Raw genomic sequence first — 24,304 nt, forward strand, 5'->3', positions numbered from 1 at the left:
ACATGAAAATATTAAGTTTAGATTCTTCCACCGAATCAGCAACTTGTGCTGTAATAGACGACAATAAATTATTTGGTGAAATTACTTTTAATTATAAAAAGCAACATTCCACAGTATTAATGCCTATGATAGATACTCTTTTAAAAAACTTAGATATGGATATTCATTCTATAGACGGCTTTGTTGTTTCAAAAGGTCCTGGTTCTTTTACAGGACTTAGAATTGGAGCTGCTGTAATAAAAGGACTAAGCCAGGGTACAGGCAAACCCTTTGTAGGAGTGTCTTCATTAGATGCGTTAGCCTATAATTTATGTTATACCTCTGGTATTATTTGTCCTATATTAGATGCACTTAGAGGAAATGTATACACCGCCCTCTATAATTTTACAGATAATAAATTAAATATGATAGGCAACCACATGCTCCTTTCCATAGAAGATCTAATTAAAACATTGAACAACTATAATGAACCCGTGTGTTTCATAGGAGATGCTGTTCCAAAATTTAAGGATGATTTAATTTCAAATATAAAACAAATTCGTTTCTCACCTGCAAATTTAAATTTGGCAAGAGCTTCTTCTTTAGGTGAATTAGGATTAAAACTTCTAAAATCCGGTATACAAGACGATTTATATAGTTTTGCACCTTTTTATCTAAGAAAATCCCAAGCTGAAAGGGAATATGAAAAAAAGCTGAGGTCTCAAGTTCATGAATGATATAGAAATTTGCCCTTTAAAATTAGAACATATTGATAGGATACTTGTAATAGATTCTTTATGTTTTCCTACACCCTGGAGTAGAAAGTCTCTAGAGAAAGAAATTGAAAACAGTGCACTTACAAAATATGTTGTAGCTAAAAAATCAGGAATAGTTATAGGCTATGCAGGCATGTGGGTTATACTGGACGAAGGTCATATAACAAATATAGCAGTTCATCCAGAATATAGGGGTATAGGTGTTGGTAGTTTACTCTTAGAAGCCCTTATAGAAATATGCAAAATTGAATTTATAAAAAGTATGACCTTAGAGGTTAGAGAATCCAATGTACGTGCTCAAAATTTATATAAAAAGTACGGTTTTTTACAAAACGGTATACGTAAAGAATATTACAGAGATAATAAAGAAGATGCTCTAATAATGTGGAAATATAATATTTAAAGCAATTCACAATGTACAGTTCACAATGCACAATTTAGGTAGATTTTTCTCCGCTGTGCTGCGAAAAATTTTAAATTCAAATCTTATTGAAGCTTTGCTTCAATGGTGCTATATTTTAGATTTTCTGAGGTTCTAACGAAAGAAAATCATCCTTAATTGTGAACTGTGCATCGTGCATTGTGAATTGCTTATTATTTAAGTATAATCCTATTATACTTTTTCTTTCCTCTTCTTATAAGCATTTCTCCATCTTTAAAACTATCCTTTGTAATTAAAAGTTTTGGATCAGTTATTTTTTCGTCATTTACAGTGAGTCCATTTTGCTGTATTAACCTTCTTACCTCACTTTTTGAAGGGAGTATTTGTAAATTAACAAGTAATTCAACTACAGAACATCCAAGTGAATTTTCACCTATCTCTACAGTAGGTACATTTTCCATATTTTGTCCACCAGAAAACAAAGCTTCTGCTGCTTCCTTAGCTTTTTCGGCTTCCTTTACACCATGTACAATCTTCGTTACTTCATAAGCAAGTACTTTTTTAGCTTCATTTATCTCCTCACCTGGAAGTGAGCCAAGTCTTTTCACTTCATCCATTGGAAGAAAAGTTAAAAGAGCCAGACATTTTTCCACATCAGCATCTCCTATATTCCTCCAGTACTGATAAAATTCATAAGGTGATGTTTTTTCAGGATTCAGCCATATAGCTCCTCCTTCTGTCTTACCCATCTTTTTACCATCACTTTTAGTTAAAAGAGTAAAAGTCATCCCAAAAGCAGGTTTCTGCTCCTTTTTCCTGATTAATTCTACTCCTGCTATTATATTTGACCACTGGTCATCTCCCCCTAATTCGAGAACACAGCCATATCTCCTATTTAACTCTAGAAAATCATATCCCTGCATTAGCATGTAGTTAAATTCAAGGAAAGACAATCCTCTCTCTAATCTCTGTTTAAAGCATTCTGCTGTAAGCATTTTGTTCACGGAAAAATGAACTCCTATATCTCTCAAGAATTCGATATAATTCAAATTTAAAAGCCAATCTGCATTGTTAGCAAGAATAGCTTTATCATCCTTGAAATCCACCAGCCTTGAAAACTGCTTTTTAAAGCACTCTGCATTATGTTCTATTTGTTCCTTAGAGAGCATCTTTCTCATATCAGTTTTTCCAGTAGGATCACCAACCATTGTAGTACCACCACCAAGCAAAGCTATCGGTCTATGTCCTGCTTCTTGCATATAATGCATAACCATCATTTGTAAAAAATGTCCCACATGGAGACTGTCTGCTGTTGGGTCAAATCCTATATAAAATGTCACTTTTTCTTTTCCTAATAGTTCCCTTATTTCTTCTTCATGTGTACTTTGTTTTATGTATCCACGTTCCAATAATATGTCATAAACGTTAGGCAACCTAAATCCCTACCTTTCAAATAGTAAGTACAATAGTACTCTTATATATTGTATAGTATATATTTAAAACCTATTTTTATCAACATTTAAATGATTTACCTATGCAATTTTAATTTAGTTAAATAAATAGCTTAAATTGACCTAAAACAATGCTAATTTAAGCTATTTAAAAAATTTTAAGACTGAAGATATATTCTCCAGTCTTAACTATATAAAAACCAGCATTATTTTCTCACAAACAACTCACTTCATTAATCAGGCTACATACTTCATAATACACTCAGGTATCTCCTCTTTTTCTCCATTTACACTTATATAGAAATTAACCTTGTATTCCTCCGACAGCTTTTCAATGGCATAAAATAAATGCGCCATATCCTGAAGATTTTCTTTTACAATATTAAACAATCCATCAATAAAAATTGTATCAATATCATAATCCTCTGAAAGTATGCCGCACAAAAAACCATAAAACTCTTCTATTTTTTTTAATTTAAAGTCACTTGTTACTATAAATCTTACTCCTCTATTCAATTGCCACAGTGGTCCCCTATCATCATCTATATAGACAACATGCCCCCTCCCTATCATTATTTTTTCATTAGCCAAATTAATCAGTTCTTTAGTTTTCCCAGATCCTCTTTTGCTGCAAAATACATGAATCATTTTTATCACCCCTTAATTTAATATTCAGGTGTCATCCTTATAGATAAATTATATAATGTTCAGAATATTTTTTCAATAACTTAAGTGTATTATTTTGGAAAATATTATTTTTATTTTTCTATCCATATTACTAGTATATTAGCTATCCAACTTCTTAGTACCAGGATATATAATCTTAAAATAATCATTTTTTATAGAATTTATAAATTTAACTCTTCCCACATTCTTAAACAGCTTTTTAATTCTACTAAAACTTGCTGCAGTTCCTGCAAATCTCTTTTTAGAATCCAGTGTAATTATTTTTTCATATATCCACATATTTCTTCTTGCATAATTATAGTAACTTGCATTTTCTCTATTTGATAACATTCCTGGGCTAGTTATTACTATACTATTATAGTTTACTATAACCTCTATTTCCCTAGAAAAATCAGAATAGTCCCTATACATTACGGCATTTCTTATTCCTTCACTTACCCCCTCTGTTGGATATGGTTTTACTGTTATAATATTCTCAATAGCATCTTGTGCCTTATCCATAATTGACAGTAAATTTCCTTGAATTATACTCACCTTTCTAAAATTTTTATTTATCTTATTAACTATTTTTATCATATTATGGGGAATATATACATTATTTATATTAGAAAAAATTAGAAGCCCACCTAACGTTACCATATACTTGCCTGAATCTTTATCTATATATATTATTGAAGCATCTTCCATTAACCCCAATCTATTTTCATCATTTACTTTTATTCCTTGAGACAAAAAATACTTATCTACTATACAAGTATCTATACAGTTTAATTTGCTATGTGGTATAGGACACAATTCCGTATTTACATTTAAATTTTGCTGAAAAGCCGATATTATTTCCTGTTTACGCATAGTATCATTTGTTGAACCTCTTCTCGTGTAAAAAGCTCCGTTTTCTCTCATCTGATATGGTTTTTGAGGTCCATCATATATATTTATAATAACTATATCTTTTCCCTTATACTTTAAGTTTTCTAAAGAAATTGGTATTGGAGGTTCTATTCTAGAACTTATTATCTGTTGTATTTGTTCTTCACCAAAATTCCTGTCTACTCCTATTATTTTCTTAGTTTTGTCTTCAATTCCAATTATAATATATCCTCTTCCCCCTCTAGAATTTGCTATAGCACATACATCCTTAGCTAATTCTTTTCTTCCACTATCAGTATCAATATTTAGTAATTGTTTAAAATCTAATTTCGGTCCTTCCATTTTCTTTAACAAATTAAAAAATTTTTTTATATCCATGAAAACAACCCCATTACTTTTTTGAGTTTAATATATAAAACTTAATTTAATTATACTCTATTACTATTGTTATTTGACATATTTTTAATTCATTCAACTTTAATTAAAATTAACATTTGCGTTAATTAACATTTTCCCCTATCCTAGTCATATCAACGAATTGGTACAAGCCTATAATTATTTAAAATATTGTTTTTTTATTAAAATATGGTATAATTAGCTTAGAGTTTTACTCTAATTATAATATTTATATTAGGTCAAATTTTTTCAAGGTGCTATATTCTCCTTTTAATCCTAGGAGGTAGGTTATCAAGAATAAAATTAGTCCTAGGTTAAGGAGGTTTTTTTATGGCAGACAAAACAATCGTATGTAAAGATTGCGGAAAAGAATTTGTATTTACAGAGGGTGAACAGGAATTCTATAAGGAAAAAGGATTTGAAAATGATCCCGTAAGATGTCCTGAATGTAGAAGAAAAAGAAAAGCTGAAAAAAATAGAATGAGAACTAGGTAAATAATTAGGAGAGGTAAAAACCTCTCCTTTATTATTTACCTAAATTAGCTCTCTTTAAAACTTTTGCTAATGGAAGTGCTATAGCTATCCCTACAATACTCTGAGCTATATTTCCTGGGATTTCTGCTGCAGATAAAATAATTGCTTTTGAAAAAGCTATATTTGTAACAAAATGCATTATAAGCACTCCTGCTGCATAATATGCAGCTACCATCCAAATACAAGCTACAATAAATGCGATTATATTATTCCAAAACTTTTCACCATTATATTCTCCCCTGTAAGCAATAGTTGCTGCAACCCAAGCCATAATTCCTTTTATAAGAAAAGTAAAAGGAGCCCAAATAACATAGGATGAAAGAACATCAAATAGACTCATTCCTATAGCTGCAGATAAAAATGCCTTTTTTCTTCCAATTAATATAGCCGCTAAAAGTACCATACTGTCTCCCATATGTACAACACCTTTAACCAATACTCCTGTTGGTATATTAATTATAGCTGTAGCAATATAAGTTATTGCAGCCATAAGTGATACCTGAATAATATCTCTAACTTTTAAACCACCTACACTTAATCTTTTTTGTTCCATTATAATGATAACCCCCTAAACTTGAATTAATAACATTATATTTTTTTTTATAAAAAATTCAAAATGTAACGATACACTTTTGAATTAATTCATACAAAATAGGAAATACTATTTTATACATTTGATATTTTTATTTAATTATATAAGGGAGATTTTAAAATGATTTTTTTTAAATGGCTCTGCAGTCTTTTTTTGATATTGCTATTTATAGGTTTCATATTTAAAATAGGATTAACTTTCATAAACATACTACTTTTAATATGTGCTTTTGTTTTTATAATAGACACGGCATTTATTGGCAAAAAACGATTTTAGTATGCTGCATAAAATTAACATTTTATACTTAATTTTAACTTATTCCTCCCTAATGCCAAATAAATATAAAAAAGATAATTAGGTTATATTTATGTAAAATAAGATAAAATATTGTTAAATTTTTTTATATACTTACCCTTTTACTAGTGATATAATTTATTTGTCCATAAGGGGGGTATAAATTTCATGTATAAATTTGTAGAAAATAAAATATGGAAAACTACGCAGCATACGTTTAAAATATTATTGAATTTACTAAGTAAATACTACTTTATTCTTATAGGTTTATATTTCTTACAAAAGACTTTGTATCTAGTTCAATATCCATCTATCAGTTTGACTAGTAAGATATATTTGGGTATGCTTGCTTTAATGTGCTTTACAGTCTATTCAGATATTAGAAATGATATTAAATTAATCCCTTTCTTAATATTATGTATTCCATTTTTTGCGTTCATATTTTACATAGAACAGCACGGATATGCATTTTGGGGGAAAATGCTGCATTGGCAAATAAGTAGAAAAATAGTAGTAGATTTTAATCCTATATTTAGTAAAATACCTTTTAACGATGGAAGTTTTGCAAGAATTTATAAAACAGAAACTTTAACCTGGTTTTTTAGAATGGTATATAATAACGGTTTTGTACTACCCGTTTTACTTGCAATATATAGATCTACCTTAGCCAAGGATTTTAAAAAAATGCTGCGTTATGTTTTATCTGCACATGTAGTACAGATATTTCTAATAACTCCATTTTATCTTATTTTTCATTTACAGGAAGTATGGTACGTACTTGGACAACCTGATGGTCTTGATAGACATTTAAGTCCAAGCGCTGCTGCAGGTGTTGCTCTTAATTGTTTTCCGTCTATGCATACATCCATATGTTTTGCTATGTTTTTATTAGTTCTTAGAGAAAGAAATAAAATATGGAAATGTGTATTTGGTTTTTTCTGTTTAAGTGTAATATTCGCAACTCTATATCTAGAAGTTCATTGGGTAATAGATGTTTTTGCTGGAATGTTATTAGCTTATGTAACTGTAAAATTAGTAGACTTTATTTTGGCTAAAGGTAAATTACTTATCCAGAAGCCATTAGACATGTTTTATTACAAGAAGAAAAAGGCTATATATGTAAGTAATTACTATTTAGAAACTATGAAAAATTAATTTAAAAACTAAAAGCGGATAATTGAAAGTGGAAAGTTAAGAGTTATGGATAATTTTCTGTAATGTTAATAAAAGAAAATCATCATTCACTCTTAACTCTCAACTGTATTTTATGTATAAGTCGATTTTTCGTTTAGAAACTCTATTGAAATTCTATTTTGCAGCACATTGTTCTAGTATAAATTTATTTATTACATGTGCCACTCCATTTTGCTCATTAGTTTTTGTAATATAATCTGCAGCTCTTTTTGCTTCGGGAAAAGCATTTTCCATTGCTACACCAAGCCCTGCATATTTTATCATATGAATATCATTTCCTGCATCACCTATACATATTATTTCATTCCTACTTATATTTAGTTTCTCCTTTAAAACTTGTATACCAAATCCTTTATTTACATTTTTGTTTATAAACTCTAAAAAATATGGTTCACTTCTAAGTACAGTATATTTCTCATATACTGTTTTAGGTAAATTTTCTATGGCCCTTGAAAGCTTTACTTCCTCATCTACAAACATAACTTTTACTATAGGTACATAATCAGGAATTTCGTTCAAATCTAATATTTTAAGCTGCATCCTATTTAAAGAAGATTCTAATTTACTATATTTATTTACTTTAGCTGCAGCACAAAAATCAAAAGTAAGGGTGTGAATATTCACACCTAATTCCTTACTTAAGCTATACAAGTATTCTAAATCTTTATGCTTAAGTAAGTTTTCACTTATAACTTCACCATTATTGTTTTTTTGAACTACTGCTCCATTAAAAGCTACAGAATAATCTTCTTCTGAAGTCAATTTCAATTGTTTTAAATACTTTTCAATTCCCTTTAAAGGTCTTCCAGTAGCTAGTACAATTTTTATTCCAAGCTCTTTAGCCTTTTGAATAGCATTGTAATTTTCCTCTGAAATGCTTTTGTCATTTCTAAGCAAAGTACCATCCATATCAATTCCTACTAGTTTATACATAAGTTCCCTCCATATATAGGTGCTATCTTATACCATTAAATAATATTTCATAATAATTATATCATTTACAAAAAATAAGTTTAAATCGTAAAAGACCTTATATTAAACCATAAACATTAGAATTAAACGTTTAAATTTTACGAACAACACAAGTTGACATTAATATATAATAAAGTTAAAATCAGTGATGAAACTAATAAAAAAAGAGGAGAGAAAAGGTAGTGGCAGACTTAAAAAAAGAGATAGAAAAAAGAAGAACTTTTGCAATAATATCTCACCCAGATGCAGGTAAAACAACTCTTACTGAAAAACTGTTATTATACGGGGGCGCCATAAGACTTGCTGGTTCTGTTAAGGCAAGAAAGGCTTCAAAACACGCAGTGTCTGATTGGATGGAAATAGAAAAACAAAGAGGTATTTCTGTAACATCATCAGTAATGCAATTTAACTATAATAATTTTTGTATAAATATATTAGATACACCAGGCCATCAGGATTTTAGTGAAGATACATATAGAACTTTAATGGCAGCAGATAGTGCAGTAATGGTAATAGATGCAGCAAAGGGAGTTGAAGCACAGACTAAAAAACTGTTTAATGTATGCAGTTTACGTGGAATTCCCATATTTACATTTATAAATAAAATGGATAGAGAAAGTAAGGATCCTTTTGAATTAATGGATGACCTAGAAAATGTTTTAGGAATAAAATCCTACCCAATGAACTGGCCTATAGGCTCCGGTAAAGATTTCAAGGGAATATATGATAGAGAAAAAAGTCTAATAGAAGTATTTAACGGTGGAAATCATGGTCAAACAGCAGTAGAATCCATAGAAGGCTCTGTAGATGACAATGTTTTTAAAGACTTATTAGGTGAAGCTTTACATGAAAAACTAAAAGACGATATAGAACTTTTAAATATTGCAGGAGACCAATTTGACATAAAAAAAGTTAGAGAAGGTTCACTTACTCCTGTATTCTTTGGAAGCGCCCTCACCAATTTCGGAGTAGAGCCTTTTTTAAAAGAATTTTTAAATTTAACTACACCCCCTCTACCAAGAAAATCAGACATTGGAGAAGTAGATCCTTTTAGTGATGATTTTTCTGCTTTTATATTTAAAATACAGGCAAATATGAATCCAGCACATAGGGATAGAATTGCCTTTATGAGAATATGTTCAGGTAAATTTAAGAAGGGTATGGAAGTATTTCATTTCCAGGGAGGAAATAAAGTAAGGCTTTCTCAGCCACAACAGTTCCTAGCTCAAGATAGGGAAATAGTAGAAGAAGCTTATGCAGGTGATATACTAGGTGTATTTGATCCTGGAATTTATAATATAGGAGATACATTATGTGCTGCTAATAAAAAATTTAAATTTGAAAGCATCCCGGTGTTTGCCCCAGAACATTTCGCCAGAGTAAAAACCATAGATACCATGAAAAGAAAGCAATTTATAAAAGGTATAAGTGAGATTTCAGAAGAAGGTGCAATTCAAGTATTTAAGCAGTTAAATATAGGAATTGAAGAAATCATCATAGGTGTGGTTGGCGTTCTTCAGTTTGAAGTACTGGAATACAGAATGAAAAATGAATACAATGTAGATATAAAAGTCGACATGCTTCCTTATAGAGCTATAAGGTGGATAGAAAGTTCTACCGCAAAGGTAGAAGATCTTATTTTAACAAGTGATACTAAAAAAGTAAAAGACCTAAAAGGAAGAGACCTTTTAATATTTCAAAGTGAGTGGTCTATTAGTTGGGCACTTGAACACAATAAAGGCCTTGAGCTATCAGATATAGGTAAAACAGAATAAAATAAGCCAGCTTTAATTCTCTATCGAATTGAAGCTGGCTATTTTATTTGTAAAAATTCTATTTACTTTGAAACAGGAATAAATCCTATCTTTTTCTGCATTTTTCTAAGTACCTTGCTTGATACATAATAAGCCTTTTCTGCACCTTTTTTATATATGTCCTCTAGATATTTTTTATCTTTAAGGAACGCATTGACTTTATCCTGTATTGGCTTTAGCTCACCTATTAAAGCTTCTGCAGTATCATTTTTAAATTCAGCATAACCCTTGTCTTCATATTTTTTCTCTATTTCTTCATGGCTCATTCCAGTTACAGCACTCATTATATTTATAAGATTTTTAACTCCTGGTTGGTCATCATTATATTTTACTTTTCCAATACTGTCAGTAACACACCTATTTATCTTTCTTTTTATATCTTCTGGTTTATCCATAATAAGTATGTAGCTGTTAGGATTATCTGATGACTTAGACATTTTCTTTGTAGGCTCTTGTAAATCCATTATTTTAGCTCCATCCTCTGGTATATATGCTTCTGGCATAGTAAATGTAGGACTATATAGATTGTTAAACCTCTCTGCTATATCTCTAGTTAATTCTACGTGCTGCGTTTGATCTTTACCTACAGGAACAAGGTCTGCATTATAAATCAATATATCTGCTGCCATAAGTACAGGATAGTTTAAAAGTCCTGCACTTATAGAACCACCATTTTCGTATTTTTTAGATTTGCTCTTATACTGAGTCATTCTTTCCAATTCTCCTACATAAGTAAAACAATTTAAAAGCCATGCTGCTTCACAGTGAGTAGGAACATGGGATTGAATAAATATAGTATTTTTTTCTGGGTCTATACCTGCTGCTAAATATATTGCAAGGACTTCCAGGGTCCTCCTTCTCAAATCTTTTGGCTCCTGCCTTACAGTTATCGCATGTAAATCTACTACGCAAAAATAACAATCATATTTGTCTTGGAGTTTTACCCAATTTTTCAAAGCTCCAAAATAATTTCCTATAGTTAAATTTCCTGAAGGTTGAATGCCACTAAATATTACTTTTTTCTTTTCTTCCATGATTATTGCCTCCCTTTAAGCATTTATAAAAAAAAATCCCTATGATATAAAAATCATAGGGCGTATTTACCGCTGTACCACCTAAATTCAAAAAGATAAAATTACATCTTTTTCTCATATGGATTACAAAATATCCTGTCTTTATAACGTAAGACTTACGGTTAAAACTACTAATTTAATTCATTTTTCTCCTCAAGAATCCATTCAATTCAAGCATAATTACTGTAATTCCACCTCATACAGCTCTCTAAAAATCTGTTTTTAAATTTACTTGCCCTCTTTCAAAGGATTTAAACTATATCGAATATTATCATATATTCTACTATAAACCCGTAAAAAATGCTATGGAAATTTTTTCCTGGATTATATATATACTTTTACTTCATGCTGGCCTTCTCTTAAAAAAGGTATTATATCTTGTGAAACCTTGTTTCCATCTAACCATATTCCCTTTTCCTTGTCTTTTAAAACCTTTATGTTATAAACACACTTTCCTCTCGTATATTTCATACTAAAGCCACTCCAACTGTCTGGTATACAAGGAGAAACTGTAAATCCTAATTTTTCCTTGAATTTCATTCCAAGTATTGACTCTATTCCAACTCTATACATCCACCCTGCTGCACCTGTATACCAGCTCCATCCTCCTCTTCCGGTATGAGGCTCAACTGCATATACATCTGCTGACATAACATAAGGTTCCACTTTATAGGCCTGACAATTTAAATATGTGCTACTATGGTTTATAGGATTTATCATAGAAAATGCACTGTATGCCTTATTATTATATCCCATTTTAGCTAATGCTAAGATTGACCATATAGCAGCATGGGTATACTGACCTCCATTTTCTCTGACACCAGGCACATATCCTTTAATATAACCTGGTTCTAAATTGGATTTATCAAAAGCGGGGCTTAAAAGCAATATAATTCCCTTATCTCCTCTTATGAGATTTCTTTCTAGGGCTTCCATAGCTTCTTTCGCTCTGGACTCTTTTGCAGCACCTGATATAACAGCCCAAGATTGGGAAATTGAATCAATCTGACACTCTTCATTCATTACAGAACCAAGTGGAGTTCCATCATCAAAATAGGCTCTTCTATACCAGCCACCATCCCATGCATTTTCCTCTATATTTTCCCTTATAAATTCTTTTAGCTCTGAGTATTTATTTGAACTTTTCACATCTCCTTCAAATGTACATATAGGTATAAATTTATCCAGTATATTATATAAAAACCATCCAAGCCATACACTTTCACCCTGGCCTTTATTTCCTACAGTACTCATACCATCATTCCAATCTCCAGAACCAATAAGTGGTATATTGTGGCTCCCAAATTTAAGGGATTTTTCAATTGCTCTTATGCAGTGTTCATATATGGTTCCGCTCTCCTCTGACACCTTTGATATATTATATCTCTCGTCTTCTCCATCTTGAAGGGCATTGTCTTCCAAATACAAAGCTCTTTCAGATAATATACTGTAATCGCCTGTATTTTGTATATAGTCTTCTACTACATAAGGAAGCCACAGTAAATCATCAGAAAATCTAGTTCTAATTCCACTTTCAACAAACGGATGCCACCAATGCTGTACATCCCCCTCAAGGTACTGTCTTGAAGCACTGTATATTATGTGTTTTCTAGTTTCAGATGGATCTATATAGCAAATAGCCATTACATCTTGAAGCTGGTCTCTAAATCCATAGGCACCTCCGGATTGATAAAAAGCTGTTCTTGCCCAGTATCTGCAAGATATAACCTGATACATAAGCCATCCATTCAACATTATATTCATAGATTCATCTGGAGTATCCACTTGTATAGTTCCAAACAATTTCGACCAATACTCCTGAACCTTTTCTAATTCCATATATGCATTTTTTATACTACTATATTTTTCAACTACCCTTCTTACTTCTTCAGAGCTATCTTCCTCTCCAAATAGAATTAGTACCTCTTCTTCTGAATTTGTATCCAGTTCTACTTTTACATTCTCGGCTAAACAAGGATCAAATCCTGCTCCTACTTTATTAGAAAATTGCTGAAGTTCCAGTGCTTTAGGTTTAGATATATCTCCTCCCCTACCTATGAATTCTTTTCTACTAGCAGTATAAGAAAGTTCTTCTCCTCCTAAAATTTTCATGTAACATATTCCTTGATTAAAGTGCTCACTATATGGATTTTTAGCATATATATATTCCAATTCCTTATTAAATCCTGTACATATATACTGTGCTGTCTGCTCATGACAAACTCCCAATACTAATTTTGCGTAATAAGTTATTGAAAGCTTTCTTCTCTTTCCACTTATATTCTTTAGCTTTATTTTGAACACTTTTACGCTTTCATCCATATCAGCAAAAACATCCATTTCACCTACTATTCCATTAGCCTCATGTTTAAAATTTGAATACCCAAATCCATGTTCTATTACATATTGTCCTAAATCTCTTATAGGTTCGGGAGATATACTCCATATCTGTCCCGTGATCTCGTCTCTTAAATAGATACTCTCAGACTCCCCATCCATAACTGGATCATTTGACCAGGTTGTAAGTTTATTTTCTCTACTATTTTTATTCCATGTATAAGAAGCACCACTTTCAGAAATATGGAATCCAAACTTTTTATTTGAAATTACATTTATCCAGGGAAGCGGAGTATGCTTATGATCTTTTAGTACTATAGTATAAGCTTTTCCATCTGAAGAAAATCCTCCTACCTCGTTAAAATACTGAAGCTCTGGAAGTTGAAAATTATAAGAAGATTTATTTTCAAAGACTAAGTTTGTGTTTTCATCAATCTTCTCCATACTATCCTCTGGTAAATATGAACTATCTTCAATCTGCTCAAACAGTTCTCCTTTATCCCCATCTAGTACAAATTTAGATATGCCTATAAAGAGTTCTATATCTTCTTTATTCATAGTATCCTTGTTATATAAAAATATTCCCCCATCTATATTTTTCTTACATCTTGAAGCTTTGGAATTCACAGCATCCCCTAACTTATTTTGAAGAGACTGCATATATGAGCTATCTTGTAAATTTATAAAGACTAAATCTACCGACAACCCTTTCCACATCCAATACTCATGTGCACTTAAAAGCTGCCTTACAAGTGGCATATGATTCTCATTCCTTATAATAACAAGTACTATAGGTAAATCACCTGAAATTCCATAAGGCCATAAAGCAGACTGTCCTTTTCGTATATTTATAATATATTCTTTTCTTTGCTCAAGAGAGCTATTTAAGAATAAAATTCTTGAGGCCATTTTCTGATACATATTTATTTGATTGGATTTCACACCTAAATATTTCATTTCCATCTGAGATTCTGTCCATGACAGTTTAAATGCTCTATTTACATTACACATATCTCTATACTTATTTCCAATCTCAATTGCCTTTTCTCTGGAACTTGTAATTGCAGTAGTATAAGCTACCTTACATGTTTTTCCTGGGTCTACGGCCATTCTTACCCTAATACTTATTATAGGGTCAATTACAGCTCCTACGGACTTAGTAAGTTGCGCATCATTATCCATTGCCCTTGGATTTCTTAGATTTCTATTTCTTCCTATAAAGTTCATCCTACTAGTCTCATACTGGATAGTACCTAATTCTTCTCCTTCCACTGCTATAGTCTGCACTAACCATGGCCTCTTTTCATCTTTTTTTCTAGGTCTCCTACTTGCAAGCAAACATACAGGATTGTGTATAAATTCAGTCTCTATAAATAATTTTTGGAATGCAGGATGAACTAAATCAGCATTATAAGGTGACAAGGTTACTTCCATATAACTGGTTATTTCAACTTCTCTCCTCTTTTCCCCTGTATTTGTAATAGAAATTCTTCTCACTTCACCTTCTTCTTCCTGGCATACAGTAACTTCTGTATAAGTTCTTAAGTTTCCATCTTTTCTTCTAAATTCTGATTTATCAGGCGAAAATACTACTTCATATTCCTCTCCTTCATGTTCACAAGGTTCATAAGCAGCACTCCAATATTCATTTGAATTTATATTTTTTATATAAAAAAACATTCCCGTATCATCTTTTGTAGCATCCTCACGCCATCTATAAATTGTCATGTTCCCTCTTTTGCTATATCCACTTCCGCTATTAGTTATCATCATAGAATAATTGTTGCTAGAAATTATATTCACTACTGGTATTTCTGTACATGCTCCCGTAAACTTTCTAGCAATTATATTTTCATTCTTTACTATAGATTTTTCATTTGTACTATGTTCTTCATGATTATAGATTATATTATTAGGAATTTTCTCCTGAAGTAAAAGTTCTGCAGATTTTACCCTAGGAATTCTATGAAATCTTTCCTGAAGTACATTTTCCATAAGCACATTATCCAGTGACATAAAACTCATTCCCTGATGATGTATCATAAAACACTTTACCAGAGCATACTTTTGATTTCTTGCAAGTCTTTCCCTTGTATAATCTATAGCTTCATAAAATCCATATCTGCCCTCAGCCTTAGATTTTATAAGATTTTTTATGTTACAAAATGCACTTTTAAAATCAACCTGAAGAGCCATTAAGGATGCATAAGGTGCAATTACCAATTCGTTAATAAGTCCCCTTTTTAATCCAGCTGCCGGTATTCCAAAAGCCTTATACTGATATATAGAATTTATATCAAAGTCATAATAAGCAGATTCTGAAATTCCCCAGGGAATTCTTCTTTTTTCACCATATTTTTTTTGGGCTTTAACCACATATTCATAAGTTTCACTTAACAAGGTATTAGGGAAGCTTTTCATAATTATAAGGGGCATTAAATATTCAAACATAGTTCCAGACCAAGAAACTAATGCCTTTCCACCTCCCATAGATGCCATGGACCTGCCAAGATTAAACCAATGATTTTGTTTAATCTCACCTTTAGCTATGGATACAAAGCTAGCCTGCCTTGCCTCAGATGCTAGAAGGTCATAATAATTTTTGCCAATAGTATCCTTTTCAACATCATATCCTATAGCAAAAAGCTGTCTTTTTTTACTATAAAGCATACTAAAATTATGATCTTCATCAATGCTTTTCAATTTCCCTATTATATTTTTTACATTAGATATGAAGTTACATAAATTTAATTTACTGTCCAATAATAATTTTTTCAAATCATCTTTACATTTATTTTCTTCTTCTGAAAAATCTTTTTTATTATCTTTATCTATAAGATTAATTAATTTGTTAAAAACTTCCGGAACCTTTTTTAAAGGAATTTTAGTTGCCAATTCGTTCAATTCACACCTAAAATCATGAAATTTGTCATTTTCCTTTATAAAATAAATCCAGGGGAAGAATTCATTTAATTCATCCATAAATTTACAGGTCATATTTTTAACTTTCTCATTCCAATATAAGTTCTTACCAATCCCTATGAATTTGATACATTCTCTATTTAAATCCTGCAAGAAACTTTCTAAGGAAAATATATTTAAATTATCCTTAGAAAGTTTATCTATAAAACTATCATAAGCATATTCAATTTTAGAATTACTATATAATTCATTTTGCGCTAGCTTCAAAGTATCCTTAAATCCATCTGGCAAATTTCTATTTATTATAGGATAGCTCAGATATTCTTCCAGTGATTCTTCTGTAAGCCACATATATGCCACTAAATTTCCGCTATCAACTGTAGATATAAATCTAGGCTTTAGAGGAACTTTATTTTTTATGTCATACCAATTATAAAAATGTCCCCTATACCTTTCTAAAGACTCCATATTGGATATTATATGCTGGAGCCTATATATGAGCTCTTTTATGCCTATATATCCTAAGTCGTAAGCAACTATATTAGACGAAATTCCCATAGCCATATTAGTAGGAGAAGTTCTGTAGGCTACTCCCTTATGAGGTTCTTCCTGATAATTGTCCGGAGAGAGCCAATTACTTTCAGGTGATATAAAATCTTCAAAATAAGCCCAAGTTTCTCTTCCCAATCTTCTCAATATATTTTTTTCTTCCTTGTGAATCTCTTCCTCAGTATTTTTTCTTTCATTGCTTATGTTAAACGCAATCCATGGTGAAAAAATCCAGATTATGCAGGAAGGTATTACCAAAACAGCATCTTCTACAGAACTTCTAAAACCTAAAAAAGCTACAATAATACCTAGTACACTGCCTATCCACATAGATCTTAAATAACTTTCCAAACCCTTTTTACAAGTGGCCTCTGCATCTGCTGCAGTCTGCCATTGAAGTAAATTTTTTTTACTTATAAAAAGCCTGTAAAGAGTCCTAATTATAGCATCCATCATCAAATATGCTTGATAAGGTAGAAAACTTAGTATTAGGAAAAATTGTTCTACTACAGTTTTAAAATTACTTATTCTACCTGAAAGTCCATTTCCCTTTACAGGAGAAACTACTGTTTCAGATACATCAAAAAGTATAGGTGAAAGTATTGAAATAAAAGCTACTACCAAAAAGTCATTTAAATTTCTAAATAATATCATAGACACTATAATCAACACCATTATGGAGGGTGCTATAATACTTCTTCTTAGGTTATCTATTATCTTCCACTTTGATAACCTATTTAAAGAACTTTTTTTAAACAGCCAGGGAAGCAGCTGCCAGTCTCCTCTTACCCACCTATGAAGTCTTTTGCAGCTGGTGTTATAGTAAGCAGGATATCCATCTACAAGTTCTATATCGGTCACAAGAGCAGCTCTTGCATAAGATCCTTCTAAAAGATCATGGCTTAATACAGAATTTTCGGGTATTTCACCTTTTAAAACGCTGTTAAATGCATCTACATCATAAATGCCTTTACCCGTAAATATACCTTCGTCAAATAAATCTTCATACACATCAGAAATGGCATTTGTATATACGTCTATTCCTGTTTCACCTGAAAATATTCTAGAATGGAGCGTTTTATTTGCACTTAATACACTGACGCTTACTCTAGGCTGCATAATGCCATGTCCTCTTATTACTTTTTTACCATCACTATTCAGATAAGGTATGTTTAGTGGGTGAGCCATAGCTCCTATGAGGAATCTAGCTGTGTCTTTAGGCAATTTAGTATCTGCATCCAAAGTTATAACATACTTTACATCATATAAATTTTTTATGTCGCCACTTATAACATCATAACTTGTATTATCGTTTCCCCTTATAAGAAAGTTGAACTCCATAAGCTTTCCACGTTTTCTTTCCCATCCGATCCACTTTCCCTCTTTCTTATTATATTTTCTAAATCTGCTCAAAAAATAGAATTTATCTTTTCCATCTGCAGAATATTTCCTATTTAATTTTTCTATTTCATTTAAAGCTGTATCTACTATTAATTTATCATATTTCTTTTCTTTTTCAAAACCATCCTTAAAATCCCCCAATAGTGCAAAATACAAATTTTTTTCTTCATTTGCGAGATAATAAACCTCCATATCACCTATCAGTTTTTTAACCTGCTTAATATCGTTTATAATAGCAGGTATTACTACTACCGTACTGAACTTTTCAGGTACACCATCTCTAAATTCAATTTTAGGTATAAACCTTGGTTTTACAAGTTTATTTACACTCCAGTTGAATATGGATATAAATATATCACTTAAAGGTATAAAAAGCACAATTGCTCCTAATATGTATTTCCACAAAGGTAAATTTCCTACATAAAAATTTATACCACTTATAAGCGCATCTAAAAAAATAGTTCCAAATACAATACTACCTATATAGAAGTTAACTGTTATTTTATTTTGAGCTTTGTAATGCAAATTTTTATACTCTCTTGTACTGTTTTTTATTTTTTTCTCAAGACAGCTTATACCCTTATCGATTAAATAATACCCTACATGTTTTTCGTATTCTTCTCCACAAGCTTCTTTTGCACACTCTATAGCTTTCTTTGCTATAAAGGATTCAGGTATGTTTATATTTTTAGACAGTTTCTCTATTATATGTCTGTAATAATCCTTAGACTTAAAATCCATTTCACTGTAAATTCCTGCAGGATCCATTTTCAATATTTCTTCTACATAGGACAATCTTTCAAAATTTTCTTTCCAGTTCAATGAAGATATTTCTACCATTCCACTTATGGAATTTTCCATAGAAATCTGGCATATACCTTGCTTTTGATGATTTATATTTACCATCCTTTTAACACTGCTATCTTCTTTGTCTAACTCTTCATCTATCCATTTGTATATTTCAGCATTTCCTACAAAATTATCCCTTAATGTTTTAATGAATCCTTCTGTAAAATGGGGCGTAAATTTAATATTTTTATCCTTTAACTTATGAATTATTTCATTTTCATTCTCTTTAGAATTTATAATATCCTCTGCTTCACTTTTTGCCCTCTTTCTTTCTTTTTGCATAAATACCATACGATCAGTTATACTACTTATATTTTGAATCAAAGCTATCCTTATCATTATAGGTATTGCCCAGAGTTCTCCACTTTTTAGTATCGTGTTTTCCTGATATGCATTTATGAATGTCTCTATGGTATCTTCTTTTACAGTTCCTTGAGTTTTCGATAACATTTCCCTAGCAATGTAATATATTCTAGGAAAACCCTTCATAATACCTTCAGTCATTACAGGAAGATTTTTGTAATATTTTTCAGACATATTATTTTTTATATCTTTGTATTCCTTTTTTACCAAATACAAATTATCTAAAAGCCATTCCGCACAGGATACTATTTCCTCTCTATTTTTAATTTCTTCATCAAAAAAATTGTATCCAGCTAAAATCCTTCCGTAACTTTTATCCAAACTCTTTATTAATTGCTTCTTGCAGCTTTTTCTTTGAACTGCAGATGGAACAGTTGATATTTCTCTAGCATATTTTTTTAATTCTTCTCTATCAACAATTAGTGTAGAAATATCCTCTCCTACATTTTCATTCCCACAATCAACCCTATTGAGTTTGTTATAAGTCATTATGAGCAATAAAATTATCCCTATACCTATAATGCATACAATGTAAAGCATAAAAAATCCATCCTTTCCTGTGAAAAAGAATTTTGCTTTGATTATTGTTCCCAATAAAAGCACAAAATATTAATTCACACTCAGGATGGATTTAAATTATAACATTATTTCATTTTCTATTAGATCATCAAAGGTTTGCCTTTTAGCAATTAGCCTTGCCTTTCCTTCCTTTACTAAAACTGCCGCAGGCTTTAAAATCTTATTATAGTTACTAGACATAGAATATCCATAAGCTCCTGTGGTAAACACAGCTAATATGTCACCGCTTTTGCTTTCCGGGAGCTCCACATCTTTTATCAATATGTCTCCCGATTCACATGATTTTCCAGCTATAGTAACTGTTTCTTTTGCGCCGTCATTTACTCTATTTGCTAGAACACACTCGTATTTTGCACCATATAAAGCCGGTCTTATATTGTCCGCCATGCCTCCATCTACAGATACATATTTTCTTACTCCTGGAATATTCTTTATAGAGCCTATAGTATAAAGAGTTGTTCCCGCATTACCAATTATAGACCTGCCAGGTTCTATAACAAGCGTAGGAAGTTTTAAATCAAGCTCTTTAGCTTTTTCCTTTGCCTTTTGAAGTATAATACTGCAAAAATCTTCTACAGATTTAGGTTTATCCCCTTCGGTATAGTATATTCCAAATCCTCCACCAAGGTCTAATTCCTCTACTTCACAGCCCAATTCATCTTTTATTCTTTTAACTAAATTTAACATAATTTCAACTTCGTCTTCATAAGGTTTTGTCTCAAATATTTGAGAACCTATATGACAGTGGATTCCTGCAAATTTTAAATTAGGAAAATCAACTGCACTTTTTATTATATTCATAACTTCATCATTTAACACAGTAAAACCAAATTTAGAATCTATCTGACCAGTTTTTATATAGTCATGGGTATGAGCTTCTATTCCTGGTGTCACTCTAAGGAGTATTTCTTGTATTTTTCCATATTTCCTTGCTGTAGAATTTATCTTTTCCATTTCATAAAAGTTATCTACTACAAATTTGCCTACACCTAACTTCACTCCCATTTCTATTTCATCTAAGGTTTTATTGTTTCCATGAAAATAAATTTTTTCCATAGGGAAGCCACTCTTTAAAGCAGTATACAATTCTCCATCTGACACTACATCCAAGTAAAGGCCTTCGCTGTTTATTATTTGACACATAGCTAGAGTTAAAAAGGCTTTACCTGCATAAGTGACCTTATTAGCTTTACCAGCCTCAAAAGATTTGTAATATCTCCTGCACCTATCTCTTACTAATTCTTCATCCATTACATAGAGAGGAGTCTTAAATTCTTTCACTAATTCCCCTGTACTCATCCCACCAATGTATAAAACATTGTTTCTGATTTCCATGCTACCCATCATTTTCACACTGGTTTCCTCCTAAAAGTTTTTAAGTATGCTTTTAATTTCATAAACATACTCCTAAATACACGTCAAGATTCATAATAACTATCAATAAATTTTACCCGAATAAAACTATAAATTAAATTCTTTTGCTACTACATTTATAGTCTTCATTTTATCTTCTTGTTTTATAGCACAAGTAATTCTTATCTCAGATGTAGTTATCATCTTTACACCTATATTGTTTTCTTTAAATAATTTAAGCATCTTTGAAACTACTCCAGATGTAGTTTTCATTCCTATACCAACTATTGAAAATTTAGTAATGTTTTCATCTATATCAACCTTAGTTTCTTCATTGAAATAGCTTTTTAAAATAGCAAGACAGTCTTTTAAATCAACTTTTGGTACAGTAAATGATATATTCACCTTTCCACTTACAGGTGCAGTTTGGCTTATCATATCTACATTTACTCTCTTTTCTGCTATCTTCTCAAATAAATTGGAAATAATGTTTATGTCGTTATCAATATTTGTTAATGTTATTGCTGCATCTTCATCACTTGTTGCAAGTCCTGTTACTGGTTTACTCTCTAAATTCATACTATCTACCCCCTTAATAACTGTTCCTCTTATATCACTATTGCTTAATCCCACATATACAGGTATATTATACTTTTGAGCTAATTCTATAGATCTAGAATGCATAACTTGAGCACCTAAACTTGAAAGTTCAAGCATTTCCTCATAATCTATTTCATCTAGCTTTTTAGCATCTTTATATTTTCTAGGATCTACACTGTATATGCCATCTACATCTGTATATATTTCACAACTTCCTTTTAGTTTTACAGCTATTGCAACAGCGGAGGTATCTGACCCTCCCCTTCCTAGAGTAGTTATATCTCCTTTATCATTTACACCCTGGAAACCTGCTGCAATTACAACTTTTCCTTCATCCAAACTTTTCTTTATTTTTTCTCCATTTATATCACATATAAGAGATTTGCCGTACTGTCCGCTAGTTTTTATGCCAATTTGATAAGCTGTATAACTTACAGCATCACATCCTAAATCTTTGATAGCCATAGCAAGCAGTGCACAGGACATCATTTCGCCAGTAGACAAAAGTGCATCTAATTCTCTCTTATCTGGGGTATCTGTAATTTTTTTAGAAAGGGCTATTAAGTCATCTGTAGTATCTCCCATAGCTGATACTACAACTACTAGACTGTCTCCATTTTCAACCCTACTAACTACCGTTTTTGCTACATTTTTTATCTTCTCTGGAGTTCCTACTGAACTCCCTCCATATTTCTGAACAATAATTGCCATAATACTCCTCCCTAAATTGTTGATTGTAAAAAAATAGTGTAGTAAAGGAACACAACACCTATACTACACAAACATGCATGGTCGTGTACCTTTGTAGCTCTCCACTAAAAGTATATCCATTAAATCATATAAAATGAATATGCCTTTTCAATGACAGCTTTGAACATATTATGTACAAAGCCAAAAACAGTTTCGCCAAACTAGTTTTTTCGGCTGCAGCTCCTTTCTTTATTTTTCAACGTCCGCCGACTAAAAATAAATACTGATAGTTACAGCACCTCTACCCTAAGGTAACTAATTTATTAAATTGTTCTAAGTTTATCACAAATATTTAATGATTTCAACTATTTTTTTACTCTAAATCCTTTAGAACCAGATATGACCCTTCCTATGGTAATTATTTTACCAGTTATACAATCCCTACATTGGGCAGGAGTATCACCTGTGCAAATTTTACCTGGATAGAGTGCATAAAGTTTCCTATACACACCTTCCGTTACATTTGGCATAACTACATTAGCACCACTCTGAAGAGCTATAGTTCTTCCTCTTGGATTTAAAGTTTCCATAGCTGTTGTACCGGGAAGATTAATATCCGGCATAATCAGTCTGCTTATAGCCATAACTTTAAGAGCATTTATGAACGTTCCACCTTTTTCATCTCTTAAAGGTGTATCTGCATTTGGAATAAAAGGCCCTACTCCTACCATATCTGCGTCTATTTCTTTAAAAAATAATATATCCTCTGCAAGCGACTCAAAAGTTTGTCCAGGAAGACCTATAAGACATCCTGTACCAACTTCATATCCTAACTTTCCAAGATCTTTCAAGCAGCGCTTTCTATTTTCATAACTCATCCCGGGGTCCATTTTTGCATACAATTCCGGATCCGTAGTTTCTATCCTTATTAAATATCTATCTGCTCCAGCTTCTTTAAAAGCTTTATATTCTTCAAAAGTTTTTTCACCTATACTGAGAGTTACAGCTATGTCCATTTTTTTTATATTTGATATTATGTATTTTAGCTTATCTACCGTATAGTAATCGTCTTCTCCAGACTGCAAAACAACTGTTTTGTAGCCGTACCCTACTGCTTTTTTTGCTAATTCAATTATTTTATCCGGCTCTATTCTATACCTTTTAATATTTTTATTATCACGTCTAAGTCCGCAGTACATGCAATTTCTTTTGCATATATTAGAAAATTCTATAAGTCCTCTTAAATGCACTTCATCCCCTACATATTTTTTTCTTACTCTGTCTGCCGCTTTAAAAAGTTCTTCATCATGCTCTTTACTGTTAAATAATTCAACTATTTCACTTTTATCAAGTGTATGATTTAATTCAGCTTTTTCAATTGATTCTAGTAATTTATCCCCCATAGCCCATATCTCCTTTATCAAGTGATTCTTAGGTTCAGATGGAGTTTGCTTATAAGGATTACTCTCTCCAGCTAAACCTTAGAAGAACTTATCCAGACGCGTAGCAGTGCTTATCCCCCCACTTTGGTAGAAAAGCAGATTCCAAATCTTTGATTTGGTGATAGTCGCTTTCGCTGTGTGCGATGGGAGTATTAGCAATGGTAGCAATTGGATAAACAAACACTAAGCTTCAGGATAATTTATT

General features: G+C 31.4%; 15 protein-coding genes and 1 riboswitch. Of the genes, 5 read left to right on the forward strand and 10 right to left on the reverse strand.

Translation table 11 applies throughout. The features are described from left to right. Positions 1-2 precede the first annotated feature (2 nt). Both tsaB and rimI read left to right on the forward strand, forming a co-directional pair. Positions 3-716 carry a tRNA (adenosine(37)-N6)-threonylcarbamoyltransferase complex dimerization subunit type 1 TsaB gene (tsaB, locus tag DMR38_RS19035; RefSeq protein WP_127722985.1) on the forward strand — a complete coding sequence of 238 codons (714 nt, stop codon included), beginning with the start codon at positions 3-5 and terminating at the stop codon, positions 714-716. Continuing rightward, positions 709-1,158: a ribosomal protein S18-alanine N-acetyltransferase gene (gene rimI / locus DMR38_RS19040; RefSeq protein WP_127722986.1), complete on the forward strand. Its 450-nt coding sequence runs from the start codon at positions 709-711 to the stop codon at positions 1,156-1,158. Before tsaB ends, rimI begins: the two co-directional genes overlap by 8 nt. 191 nt (positions 1,159-1,349) lie before the next feature. On the opposite strand, the gene tyrS is transcribed toward rimI, so the two are convergent. The 3 genes from tyrS to DMR38_RS19055 all read right to left on the reverse strand — a co-directional run bounded on the left by tyrS (position 1,350) and on the right by DMR38_RS19055 (position 4,523). Then, entirely contained in the window at positions 1,350-2,570 is a 1,221-nt protein-coding gene (gene tyrS, locus DMR38_RS19045; protein ID WP_127722988.1) for a tyrosine--tRNA ligase, read from the reverse strand. A 255-nt stretch (positions 2,571-2,825) separates the two neighbouring features. Further along, positions 2,826-3,236 (reverse strand): hypothetical protein, encoded by a 411-nt coding sequence (locus DMR38_RS19050; protein WP_127722990.1) that lies wholly within the window; start codon positions 3,234-3,236, stop codon positions 2,826-2,828. 138 nt (positions 3,237-3,374) lie between these two features. After that, positions 3,375-4,523, reverse strand: coding sequence for an RNA-binding domain-containing protein (locus tag DMR38_RS19055; protein WP_127722992.1), 1,149 nt, complete (start codon positions 4,521-4,523; stop codon positions 3,375-3,377). Positions 4,524-4,871: 348 nt separating this feature from the next. Between DMR38_RS19055 and DMR38_RS19060 the strand changes: the two genes are divergently transcribed. Then, positions 4,872-5,036: a zinc-ribbon domain-containing protein gene (locus DMR38_RS19060; RefSeq protein ID WP_065078347.1), complete on the forward strand. Its 165-nt coding sequence runs from the start codon at positions 4,872-4,874 to the stop codon at positions 5,034-5,036. Positions 5,037-5,067: 31 nt separating this feature from the next. On the opposite strand, the gene DMR38_RS19065 is transcribed toward DMR38_RS19060, so the two are convergent. After that, positions 5,068-5,628 carry an ECF transporter S component gene (locus DMR38_RS19065; protein ID WP_127722994.1) on the reverse strand — a complete coding sequence of 187 codons (561 nt, stop codon included), beginning with the start codon at positions 5,626-5,628 and terminating at the stop codon, positions 5,068-5,070. A gap of 501 nt (positions 5,629-6,129) precedes the next feature. Here DMR38_RS19065 and DMR38_RS19070 point away from each other — a divergent pair. Next, a complete protein-coding gene (locus DMR38_RS19070; RefSeq protein WP_127722996.1) occupies positions 6,130-7,116 on the forward strand; it encodes a phosphatase PAP2 family protein in 987 nt (328 codons plus the stop codon). A gap of 153 nt (positions 7,117-7,269) precedes the next feature. Here DMR38_RS19070 and yidA read toward each other — a convergent pair whose 3' ends face one another. After that, positions 7,270-8,088, reverse strand: a complete 819-nt coding sequence (gene yidA, locus DMR38_RS19075) for a sugar-phosphatase (RefSeq protein ID WP_127722998.1) — start codon at positions 8,086-8,088, stop codon at positions 7,270-7,272. 221 nt (positions 8,089-8,309) lie between these two features. Between yidA and DMR38_RS19080 the strand changes: the two genes are divergently transcribed. Next, a complete protein-coding gene (locus DMR38_RS19080) occupies positions 8,310-9,902 on the forward strand; it encodes a peptide chain release factor 3 (protein WP_127723000.1) in 1,593 nt (530 codons plus the stop codon). Positions 9,903-9,964: 62 nt separating this feature from the next. On the opposite strand, the gene trpS is transcribed toward DMR38_RS19080, so the two are convergent. The 5 genes from trpS to hydE all read right to left on the reverse strand — a co-directional run bounded on the left by trpS (position 9,965) and on the right by hydE (position 24,060). Then, a complete protein-coding gene (gene trpS / locus DMR38_RS19085) occupies positions 9,965-10,975 on the reverse strand; it encodes a tryptophan--tRNA ligase (protein WP_127723002.1) in 1,011 nt (336 codons plus the stop codon). A gap of 363 nt (positions 10,976-11,338) precedes the next feature. Next, entirely contained in the window at positions 11,339-19,975 is an 8,637-nt protein-coding gene (locus DMR38_RS19090) for a glucoamylase family protein (protein ID WP_127723004.1), read from the reverse strand. Between the two features lie 96 nt (positions 19,976-20,071). Then, positions 20,072-21,367, reverse strand: coding sequence for a diaminopimelate decarboxylase (gene lysA / locus DMR38_RS19095; protein ID WP_127723006.1), 1,296 nt, complete (start codon positions 21,365-21,367; stop codon positions 20,072-20,074). Positions 21,368-21,475: 108 nt separating this feature from the next. Continuing rightward, on the reverse strand, positions 21,476-22,678 hold the full coding sequence (locus DMR38_RS19100; RefSeq protein ID WP_127723008.1) for an aspartate kinase: 1,203 nt from the start codon (positions 22,676-22,678) through the stop codon (positions 21,476-21,478). An 86-nt stretch (positions 22,679-22,764) separates the two neighbouring features. After that, positions 22,765-22,969, reverse strand: a riboswitch (Lysine riboswitch). 53 nt (positions 22,970-23,022) lie between these two features. After that, positions 23,023-24,060, reverse strand: coding sequence for a [FeFe] hydrogenase H-cluster radical SAM maturase HydE (gene hydE, locus DMR38_RS19105; protein WP_127723010.1), 1,038 nt, complete (start codon positions 24,058-24,060; stop codon positions 23,023-23,025). Positions 24,061-24,304 lie beyond the last annotated feature (244 nt).

The sequence above is a fragment of the Clostridium sp. AWRP genome (assembly GCF_004006395.2).
In the GTDB taxonomy this organism is placed as follows: Bacteria; Bacillota; Clostridia; order Clostridiales; family Clostridiaceae; genus Clostridium_B.

Excerpts from the sequence above, each read along its gene's own strand:
- tsaB (WP_127722985.1), top strand. The coding sequence starts at position 3 with ATGAAAATATTAAGTTTAGATTCTTCCACCGAATCAGCAACTTGTGCT.
- DMR38_RS19090 (WP_127723004.1), bottom strand. The coding sequence starts at position 19,975 with ATGCTTTACATTGTATGCATTATAGGTATAGGGATAATTTTATTGCTC.
- trpS (WP_127723002.1), bottom strand. The coding sequence starts at position 10,975 with ATGGAAGAAAAGAAAAAAGTAATATTTAGTGGCATTCAACCTTCAGGA.
- DMR38_RS19055 (WP_127722992.1), bottom strand. The coding sequence starts at position 4,523 with ATGGATATAAAAAAATTTTTTAATTTGTTAAAGAAAATGGAAGGACCG.
- DMR38_RS19065 (WP_127722994.1), bottom strand. The coding sequence starts at position 5,628 with ATGGAACAAAAAAGATTAAGTGTAGGTGGTTTAAAAGTTAGAGATATT.
- rimI (WP_127722986.1), top strand. The coding sequence starts at position 709 with ATGAATGATATAGAAATTTGCCCTTTAAAATTAGAACATATTGATAGG.
- DMR38_RS19070 (WP_127722996.1), top strand. The coding sequence starts at position 6,130 with ATGTATAAATTTGTAGAAAATAAAATATGGAAAACTACGCAGCATACG.
- DMR38_RS19100 (WP_127723008.1), bottom strand. The coding sequence starts at position 22,678 with ATGGCAATTATTGTTCAGAAATATGGAGGGAGTTCAGTAGGAACTCCA.
- hydE (WP_127723010.1), bottom strand. The coding sequence starts at position 24,060 with ATGGGGGATAAATTACTAGAATCAATTGAAAAAGCTGAATTAAATCAT.
- DMR38_RS19050 (WP_127722990.1), bottom strand. The coding sequence starts at position 3,236 with ATGATTCATGTATTTTGCAGCAAAAGAGGATCTGGGAAAACTAAAGAA.
- yidA (WP_127722998.1), bottom strand. The coding sequence starts at position 8,088 with ATGTATAAACTAGTAGGAATTGATATGGATGGTACTTTGCTTAGAAAT.
- DMR38_RS19060 (WP_065078347.1), top strand. The coding sequence starts at position 4,872 with ATGGCAGACAAAACAATCGTATGTAAAGATTGCGGAAAAGAATTTGTA.